This is a genomic window from Citrobacter sp. S46_ASV_140 (assembly GCF_018919545.1).
GTDB classification, from domain to species: domain Bacteria; phylum Pseudomonadota; class Gammaproteobacteria; order Enterobacterales; family Enterobacteriaceae; genus Citrobacter; species Citrobacter braakii.
On the sequence record NZ_JAHLRC010000137.1, the window covers coordinates 1 to 8,760 of the forward strand.

The 8,760-nt window shown below is 54.2% G+C and carries 7 protein-coding genes; 4 read left to right on the forward strand and 3 right to left on the reverse strand.

The annotated features are described in order from the left end of the window. Positions 1–157 precede the first annotated feature (157 nt). Positions 158–1,348 (forward strand): DUF898 family protein, encoded by a 1,191-nt coding sequence (locus KQJ19_RS20670; protein WP_216404069.1) that lies wholly within the window; start codon positions 158–160, stop codon positions 1,346–1,348. Between the two features lie 56 nt (positions 1,349–1,404). Here KQJ19_RS20670 and KQJ19_RS20675 read toward each other — a convergent pair whose 3' ends face one another. The 3 genes from KQJ19_RS20675 to pepA form a co-directional block, all read right to left on the reverse strand. Next, the gene (locus KQJ19_RS20675) at positions 1,405–4,260 is read right to left on the reverse strand and encodes a valine--tRNA ligase (protein WP_075849118.1); all 2,856 of its coding nucleotides are present in this window, start codon (positions 4,258–4,260) and stop codon (positions 1,405–1,407) included. Then, a complete protein-coding gene (gene holC / locus KQJ19_RS20680) occupies positions 4,260–4,703 on the reverse strand; it encodes a DNA polymerase III subunit chi (protein WP_016151505.1) in 444 nt (147 codons plus the stop codon). Before holC ends, KQJ19_RS20675 begins: the two co-directional genes overlap by 1 nt. A gap of 110 nt (positions 4,704–4,813) precedes the next feature. Beyond that, positions 4,814–6,325, reverse strand: coding sequence for a leucyl aminopeptidase (gene pepA, locus KQJ19_RS20685; protein ID WP_003025870.1), 1,512 nt, complete (start codon positions 6,323–6,325; stop codon positions 4,814–4,816). 153 nt (positions 6,326–6,478) lie between these two features. Here pepA and KQJ19_RS20690 point away from each other — a divergent pair, with 153 nt between their 5' ends. From KQJ19_RS20690 to lptG, 3 genes are all read left to right on the forward strand, one after another. Beyond that, on the forward strand, positions 6,479–6,529 hold the full coding sequence (locus KQJ19_RS20690; RefSeq protein ID WP_212723231.1) for a hypothetical protein: 51 nt from the start codon (positions 6,479–6,481) through the stop codon (positions 6,527–6,529). Positions 6,530–6,591: 62 nt separating this feature from the next. Continuing rightward, a complete protein-coding gene (gene lptF, locus KQJ19_RS20695) occupies positions 6,592–7,692 on the forward strand; it encodes an LPS export ABC transporter permease LptF (protein WP_016151506.1) in 1,101 nt (366 codons plus the stop codon). Beyond that, the coding region (lptG, locus tag KQJ19_RS20700) for an LPS export ABC transporter permease LptG (RefSeq protein ID WP_216404068.1) at positions 7,692–8,760 on the forward strand (1,069 nt) is incomplete at its 3' end. The genes lptF and lptG, both read left to right, overlap by 1 nt.

An 8,760-nucleotide genomic window follows, 5' to 3' on the forward strand; every position in this document is an offset into this window, starting at 1 on the left:
ATTTAATACCACTCTCTTCTGTCGGGTGCAAGACGTTCCTGAATCAGAAAAAATTAAAATACATTGGCTAATTAAAAATAGTATTGTAAACGAACCAGTAAATAAACACTGGTTTTTATTTTTTATCTTAATGGAATTTATATTAGGGATATTGTTCATGAATGATTTTGTTGGTGGTCGGGGAAATCAACGGCACACATTTATTTTTATCGGTAAGGGATGGCAGTACTTTATTATATGCCTTGTCAATTTTTTGCTGTGTTGTATTACTCTGGGTATTTATACGCCGTGGGCGATGGTGAAATGTCGGCGTTATATTTACGAGAATATGACTCTCAATGGCCAACCCTTTACCTATAAGGCGACAGGTGGCGCGATATTCGTAAGCTTCTTGTCGATTATGGTGGTTTATGGTGCCAGCATGAGTTCTATTGCTAACGGCAGCCCTCTCGTTGGTTTTACTTTGATTGGTTTACTGGTAGCTGTCCTTCCATTAATGACCATAAAAAGCCTGCAGTATCAGGCGATGATGACGTCGCTTAACGGTGTGCGGTTTGGTTTTGACTGCTCACAATTACATGCATGGCTTTTTTTACTGGTTGTGCCAGTGGTGCTTGCTGCGGTGAACTGGGGAGTGATTTATCTTCTGATACTTGCCACCGACTGGATTGAGGGCAGTACTGGAATGCTTATCAGAATAGCATTTATCGCGTTGGTGGGAATTGTGGGCATGGGTATCACCTACGGTATTACCTATGCAAAATGGATGCAGTTAGTGGGTAATGGCGGTAATTTTGGTATTCACCGCTTTACTATTAACGTCAATATGAAAGCAAGCATAGTGGGGTGTATTAAAGCCGTGCTGGTACTGCTGCCATTTGTTGTTGTGATTGTCTGGCTAATTGCCCCTATTTTTCTGCAAATGGTGATGTTGGCTGTGTTAGGCGTGGCCGACGACGAATTTATCCTGGAGAATCAGAGCAGAATAATGGCGAGTTATTTTCTCTATTTCGCAGGAATTATTGTGGTTGGAAGCTATTTATACACCACGCTACGTAATCTGTTCATGAATAACCTGGCGCTGGCCGAGGGTAAAATCCGCTTTCATTCTTCCGTCACTGCACATGGCCTGATCTGGCGTTTTGTTCTGGTGTTGTTTATTTCAGGCATCACGTTTGGGCTAGCTTATCCGTGGATGAAAATGTGGCTGGTCAGTTGGCTGGCCAGTAACTCCCATGTACAAGGGGATTTGGATGCGCTGGAACTGACTGACCATACAGAGGCGTTGGAAACAGGTCCGGCGATGTGGGTATCACGTGGTGTGATGACCTACTTCCCGTTCATCTGATACAACAAGGCCGGAGCATGCTCCGGCCTTTAATACGTGTATAACGTCAACAGCTATTACAGCGCGGCGATGACCGCCTGCTGCTCAATCAGTTTCGCTTTCGCTTCCGCATAACCGTCCAGCTTCTCACGCTCTTTGGCGATAACTGCTTCCGGTGCGCGAGCAACGAAACCTTCGTTGGAAAGTTTGCCTTCGATACGGGCAATCTCACCTTCGATTTTCGCCACTTCTTTCGCCAGACGCGCCAGCTCATCTTCTTTATTGATGAGGCCAGCCATCGGGATCAGCAGCTCGGCGCCGTCGATGATTTTGGTCACGGAGACCGGACCTTTGTCATCGGCTGGCAGTACGGTGATGCTTTCCAGACGCGCCAGGTTCAGCAGGAAGCTGCGGTTATCGTTCACACGGCGCATCGCATCAGCGCTGCAACCGCGCAGCAACAGTTCGAGCGGTTTACCTGGGGCGATGTTCATTTCCGCACGGATGTTACGTACGGCAACGATCGCCTGCTTCAGCCATTCGGTATCAGCCAGCGCGGCTTCATCAACCTGTGCGGCGTTATATTCCGGGAACGGTTGCAGCATGATGGTGTCGGCGGTAATACCGGAAATCACCTTCACGCGCTGCCAGATGGTCTCGGTGATGAACGGGATGATCGGATGCGCCAGGCGCAGCAGACCTTCCAGAACGGTGACCAGCGTATTGCGGGTGCCGCGCAGTTCAGACTCGGAACCGCCGTTCATTACCGGCTTGGTCAGCTCCAGATACCAGTCGCAGAACTGGTTCCAGGTGAATTCGTACAGAATGCCCGCGGCGATGTCGAAGCGGAAGTTGTCCAGCGCTTCGCGGTACGCTTTGATGGTCTGGTTGAATTCAGCAAGGATCCAGCGATCCGCCAGCGACAGGGTCATTTCGCCGCCGTTGAAGCCGCAATCCTGGTCTTCGGTGTTCATCAGCACGAAGCGGCTGGCGTTCCACAGCTTGTTACAGAAGTTACGATAACCTTCCAGACGCTTCATATCCCAGTTGATGTCGCGACCGGTAGAGGCCAGCGCCGCCAGGGTGAAGCGCAGTGCGTCGGTGCCGTGCGGCTCGATGCCGTCCGGGAACTGCTTCTCGGTACGCTTGGCAATCTTCTCGGCCAGCTGCGGCTGCATCATGTTGCCGGTACGTTTCTCCAGCAGTTCTGCCAGGGAGATTCCGTCGACCATATCCAGCGGGTCAATGACGTTGCCCTTGGATTTGGACATCTTCTGGCCTTCGTCGTCGCGGATCAGACCGGTCATGTAGACGGTCTTAAACGGCACTTGCGGCTTGCCGTTTTCATCTTTGATGAAGTGCATGGTCATCATGATCATGCGGGCAATCCAGAAGAAGATGATGTCGAAACCGGAAACCATCACGCTGGTTGGGTGGAACTGACGCAGCGCGTCGGTGTTTTCCGGCCAGCCCAGGGTAGAGAAGGTCCACAGTGCGGAGGAGAACCAGGTATCGAGTACGTCTTCGTCCTGGCGAAGCTGAATGTCGGCACCGAGGTTGTTTTCCTGACGCACTTCGTCTTCAGTACGGCCGACGTAGACGTTGCCGTCGTTGTCATACCATGCCGGGATACGGTGACCCCACCACAGCTGACGGGAAATACACCAGTCCTGAATATCGCGCATCCAGGAGAAGTACATGTTTTCGTACTGCTTCGGTACGAACTGAATGTCGCCGTTTTCAACCGCTTCAACCGCCGGTTTCGCCAGCACGTCGGCACGGACGTACCACTGGTCGGTCAGCATCGGTTCAATAACCACGCCGCCACGGTCGCCGTAAGGTACGGTCAGGTCGTGCGGTTTAATTTCTTCCAGCAGGCCCAGCGCATCAACGGCGGCAACCACCGCTTTACGCGCGGCAAAGCGCTCCAGCTTCTGGAACTCAGCCGGGATTTCATTGGAATAAACGTCGGACTCTTCGCCTTTGGTGTCGTACACTTCCGCGGTTTCACGGATGTCGCCGTCAAAGGTCAGAATATTGATCATCGGCAGGCCGTGACGTTTTCCGACTTCGTAGTCGTTAAAGTCGTGCGCCGGGGTGATCTTCACGCAGCCGGTGCCTTTTTCCATATCAGCGTGTTCATCGCCGACGATGGGAATGCGGCGGTTAACCAGCGGCAGAACAACAAATTTGCCAATCAGATCTTTATAACGCGGATCTTCCGGGTTGACGGCCACGCCGGTATCGCCCAGTACGGTTTCCGGACGGGTGGTGGCGACGACCAGGTAATCTTTACCATCAGCGGTTTTCGCGCCGTCAGCCAGCGGATAGCGGATGTGCCACATTGAGCCTTTCGACTCGCGGTTTTCCACTTCCAGGTCGGAAATCGCGGTGCGCAGTTTCGGGTCCCAGTTCACCAGGCGCTTGCCACGATAAATCAGGTCTTCTTTGTACAGGCGAACGAAGACTTCTTTCACGGCATTGGAAAGACCTTCGTCCATAGTGAAGCGCTCGCGCTCCCAGTCAACGGAGTTGCCGAGACGGCGCATCTGGCGGGTGATGGTGCCGCCGGATTCCGCTTTCCACTGCCAGATTTTGTCGATAAACGCTTCGCGACCGTAGTCGTGGCGGGTTTTACCTTCTTCAGCGGCAATCTTACGCTCAACCACCATCTGGGTTGCGATACCCGCGTGATCGGTACCGGCCTGCCACAGGGTGTTTTTACCCTGCATGCGCTGGTAGCGGATCATGGTATCCATGATGGTTTGCTGGAAAGCATGACCCATATGCAAACTGCCGGTGACGTTCGGCGGCGGGATCATGATGCAGAAGGACTCTTTGCTTTCATCGCCGTTAGGTTTGAAATAGCCCTGCTTTTCCCAGTGCTCGTAAAGCGGCTGTTCGATATCTTGTGGGTTGTATGTCTTTTCCATTATTTCCAGGTTGCCGTATTCAGGTTAAAACCAGCCACGCGGTAAGCTTTGTAGCGATCGCGTGCCGATTGTTTCAAAGAATCTTCGTAAGGGACGAAGTCTATCACTTCTGTGAAAGCGGTGGCAAAATCTGCAAAGCCAACGCGCAAACTGATAAGCAGGTCGCGCGGGCTGCTGTTGCGTTTCTCCGGCCAGGCAATCTCTACCGGTGCGCCGCCTCTGGGGCCTTCACCTGCCAGATTATGCGGAACAAAGCTTTCTGCCGGTCTTGCCCACAGGGCTTCATCCAGTCGAAGAGCCTGCTTTTCGTTTTCGCAGGCGATCAGCACGCGCTTGCCAGCACGCCAACGTTCTGCGGCAATTTCACACACCAACTGCTCGACGGCGCTTAAGCCATCGTGTTGCGTGTCATTGTCCAGAAGATAGAAAGTTGCGTTTCTCATATATGGGGCTTCTTCTGGTGAATTTAAATGCGTTGCCATGATGCACAACCGTAGGCCGGATGGCGTTGCGCTTATCCGGCCTACGGGTCTTATTGCTTGTGCTTACCGCCTTACTCTTCGCCGTTAAAACCGGCACGGTTGAGCAGGAACTGCGACAGCAGCGCCACCGGACGACCGGTTGCGCCTTTGGCTTTCCCTGAACGCCATGCGGTACCGGCGATATCGAGGTGCGCCCAGTTGTACTTACGGGTAAAGCGTGACAGGAAGCAGCCCGCGGTAATGGCGCCGCCAGGACGTCCGCCGATGTTCGCCATATCCGCAAAGTTGGACTCTAGCTGCTCCTGGTATTCATCGCCCAGCGGCAAACGCCACGCGCGGTCGCCAGCCTGTTCGGACGCACCGATCAGCTCATGCGCCAGCGGGTTGTGGTTCGACATCAGGCCGGTGATGTGATGGCCCAGCGCAATCACGCACGCGCCGGTCAGGGTTGCGACGTCAATCACCGCTTCTGGCTCAAAGCGCTCGACGTAGGTTAATACGTCGCACAGGACCAGACGGCCTTCGGCATCGGTATTGAGAACTTCAACGGTCTGACCAGACATGGTGGTCAGCACGTCGCCTGGGCGATACGCGCGGCCACCCGGCATATTTTCGCAGCCTGCCAGCACGCCGACGACGTTGATTGGCAGCTGAAGCTCGGCCACCATGCGCATCACGCCATATACCGCTGCCGCGCCGCACATGTCGTATTTCATCTCATCCATGCCTTCGGCTGGTTTGATGGAGATACCGCCAGAGTCAAAGGTTAACCCTTTACCGACCAGCACGATCGGACGTGCGTCTTCGGACGGATTGCCTTTGTACTCGATGACCGACATCAGCGACTCATTCTGCGAGCCGTGACCGACGGCCAGATAAGAGTGCATGCCCAGCTCTTTCATCTGCTGCTCGCCGATCACGCGGGTTACAACATTTTTGCTGTAGCTGTCTGCCAGCTGGCGCGCCTGAGAGGCGAGGTAGGCGGCGTTACAGATGTTCGGCGGCATGTTGCCGAGATCTTTTGCTGCTTTAATGCCGGCGGCGATCGCCAGACCGTGCTGGATCGCACGCTCACCGCTGGTCAGTTCCCGGCGGGTCGGTACGTTGAAGACCATTTTACGCAGCGGACGACGCGGCTCGCTTTTGTTGGTCTTCAGTTGATCAAAGCTGTACAGCGTTTCCTGTGCCGTCTCAACGGCCTGACGCACTTTCCAGTAGTTATTGCGCCCTTTGACGTGCAGCTCAGTCAGGAAGCAGACGGCTTCCATTGAGCCAGTATCATTCAGCGTATTGATGGTTTTCTGAATGACCTGCTTGTACTGGCGCTCATCAAGCTCGCGCTCTTTGCCACAACCAATGAGGAGAATTCGCTCAGACAGAACGTTAGGAACATGGTGCAGCAACAGGGTTTGACCTGGTTTGCCTTCCAGTTCGCCACGACGCAGCAGTGCGCTGATGTACCCGTCGCTGATCTTGTCGAGCTGCTCTGCAATCGGAGAGAGACGGCGTGGTTCAAAGACACCCACGACGATGCACGCACTCCGCTGTTTCTCCGGGCTACCGCTTTTTACACTGAACTCCATGCACTACGCTCCTGAATCTTAAAGACAACGGCGGTGGCTACGGATAGAATTGCAAGCTTTCGTAACTCATACCCGCTGTTGCGGTGACTTCGTGTTAATCTTAACGTTATTACGGCATTGGCACGTCAGAACAATTTCTGAGAGGTGGATCCGTTGAGTATAATGATCTTAGCGACGATTTCGACGACTCAAGAGAATAAATGACGTTTAAGCCATGAAACAAGCTAAATTCCGGCAAAAGACGGGTTTTTACGGGCGTATTTAAAGTGATAATCATAAGATATCTGGTTCGGGAAACGCTCAAAAGCCAACTTGCGATCCTATTCATCCTGCTTTTGATCTTCTTTTGTCAAAAGTTAGTCAGGATCCTTGGTGCGGCGGTTGACGGTGATATCCCGGCGAATCTGGTGCTCTCGCTGCTGGGGCTGGGCGTGCCAGAAATGGCGCAACTTATCTTGCCATTAAGCCTGTTCCTCGGGCTGCTGATGACGCTGGGCAAACTGTATACCGAAAGTGAAATTACGGTCATGCACGCCTGCGGGCTGAGCAAGGCTGTCTTAGTGAAAGCGGCGATGGTGCTGGCGCTGTTTACCAGTATTATTGCGGCGGTCAACGTGATGTGGGCCGGACCGTGGTCCTCCAGACATCAGGACGAAGTCCTGGCGGAGGCGAAAGCGAACCCCGGTATGGCGGCGCTTGCTCAGGGGCAATTCCAGCAGGCGACTAACGGCGGCTCGGTGCTGTTTATCGAAAGCGTTGACGGCAGTAACTTCAACGATGTGTTCCTCGCGCAAATCCGCCCGAAAGGTAACGCCCGTCCTTCGGTGGTGGTAGCGGACTCCGGTCATCTTACCCAATTGCGCGATGGCTCTCAGGTCGTGACGCTGAACCAGGGGACGCGTTTTGAAGGGACCGCGCTGCTGCGCGATTTCCGCATTACCGACTTCCAGAATTATCAGGCGATTATCGGTCATCAGGCCGTGGCGCTGGATCCAAACGATACCGACCAGATGACCATGCGTACGCTATGGACGACCGACACCGATCGCGCCCGTGCGGAGCTGACCTGGCGTATCACGTTAGTATTCACCGTATTTATGATGGCGCTGATGGTTGTACCGCTGAGCGTGGTGAACCCGCGTCAGGGTCGCGTACTGTCTATGCTGCCAGCAATGCTGCTCTATTTGCTGTTCTTCCTGGTTCAGACATCGCTGAAGTCGAACGGCGGCAAAGGTAAGCTCGATCCGGTGTTCTGGATGTGGACGGTTAACCTGGCGTATCTGGCGCTGGCGATTGTGCTTAACCTCTGGGATACGGTGCCGATGCGCCGCTTACGTGCCCGTTTTATGCGTAAAGGAGCGGTATAATGCAGCCTTTTGGTGTACTTGACCGCTATATCGGTAAAACCATTTTCACCACCATCATGATGACGTTGTTCATGCTGGTGTCGCTCTCCGGGATCATCAAGTTTGTCGACCAGCTGAAAAAAGCCGGGCAGGGGAGCTACGATGCGATGGGCGCCGGGCTGTATACCCTGCTCAGCGCGCCGAAAGATATCCAGATCTTCTTCCCGATGGCGGCGCTGCTGGGGGCTTTGCTGGGGCTGGGCATGCTGGCGCAGCGCAGTGAACTGGTGGTCATGCAGGCTTCTGGCTTTACCCGTATGCAGGTGGCGTTGTCGGTGATGAAAACCGCGATTCCGCTGGTGTTGCTGACGATGGCCATCGGCGAATGGGTGGCGCCGCAGGGCGAACAGATGGCGCGTAACTACCGTGCGCAGCAGATGTACGGCGGCTCGCTGCTCTCTACCCAGCAAGGTTTGTGGGCGAAAGATGGCGACAGCTTTGTCTACATCGAGCGGGTGAAAGGTGACGCCGAGTTAGGCGGAATTAGCATCTACTCCTTTAACGACAAGCGCCGTTTGCAGTCCGTCCGCTATGCCGCAAGCGCGACGTTTGACCCGGAGCAGAAGGTCTGGCGTTTGTCGCAGGTGGATGAATCCAACCTGACCGATCCGAAGCAAATCACCGGCTCGCAGACGGTGAGCGGCACCTGGAAAACCAACCTTACACCCGACAAGCTCGGCGTCGTGGCGTTGGATCCTGATGCGCTCTCGATTAGTGGTCTGCATAACTACGTGAAGTACCTGAAGTCGAGCGGCCAGGACGCCGGACGCTACCAGCTCAATATGTGGAGCAAAGTCTTCCAGCCGCTGTCTGTGGCGGTAATGATGCTGATGGCGCTGTCGTTTATCTTTGGTCCGCTGCGTAGCGTCCCGATGGGCGTGCGCGTGGTGACAGGGATTAGCTTCGGCTTTGTGTTCTATGTGCTGGACCAAATCTTTGGCCCGCTGACGCTGGTGTACGGCATTCCGCCGATTATCGGCGCGTTGCTGCCAAGCGCCAGCTTCTTCCTGATAAGCCTGTGGCTGATGC

Coding starts and splice junctions, on each gene's coding strand:
- holC (WP_016151505.1), bottom strand. CDS start 4,703: ATGAGAAACGCAACTTTCTATCTTCTGGACAATGACACGCAACACGAT.
- KQJ19_RS20675 (WP_075849118.1), bottom strand. CDS start 4,260: ATGGAAAAGACATACAACCCACAAGATATCGAACAGCCGCTTTACGAG.
- KQJ19_RS20670 (WP_216404069.1), top strand. CDS start 158: ATGAATGATTTTGTTGGTGGTCGGGGAAATCAACGGCACACATTTATT.
- pepA (WP_003025870.1), bottom strand. CDS start 6,325: ATGGAGTTCAGTGTAAAAAGCGGTAGCCCGGAGAAACAGCGGAGTGCG.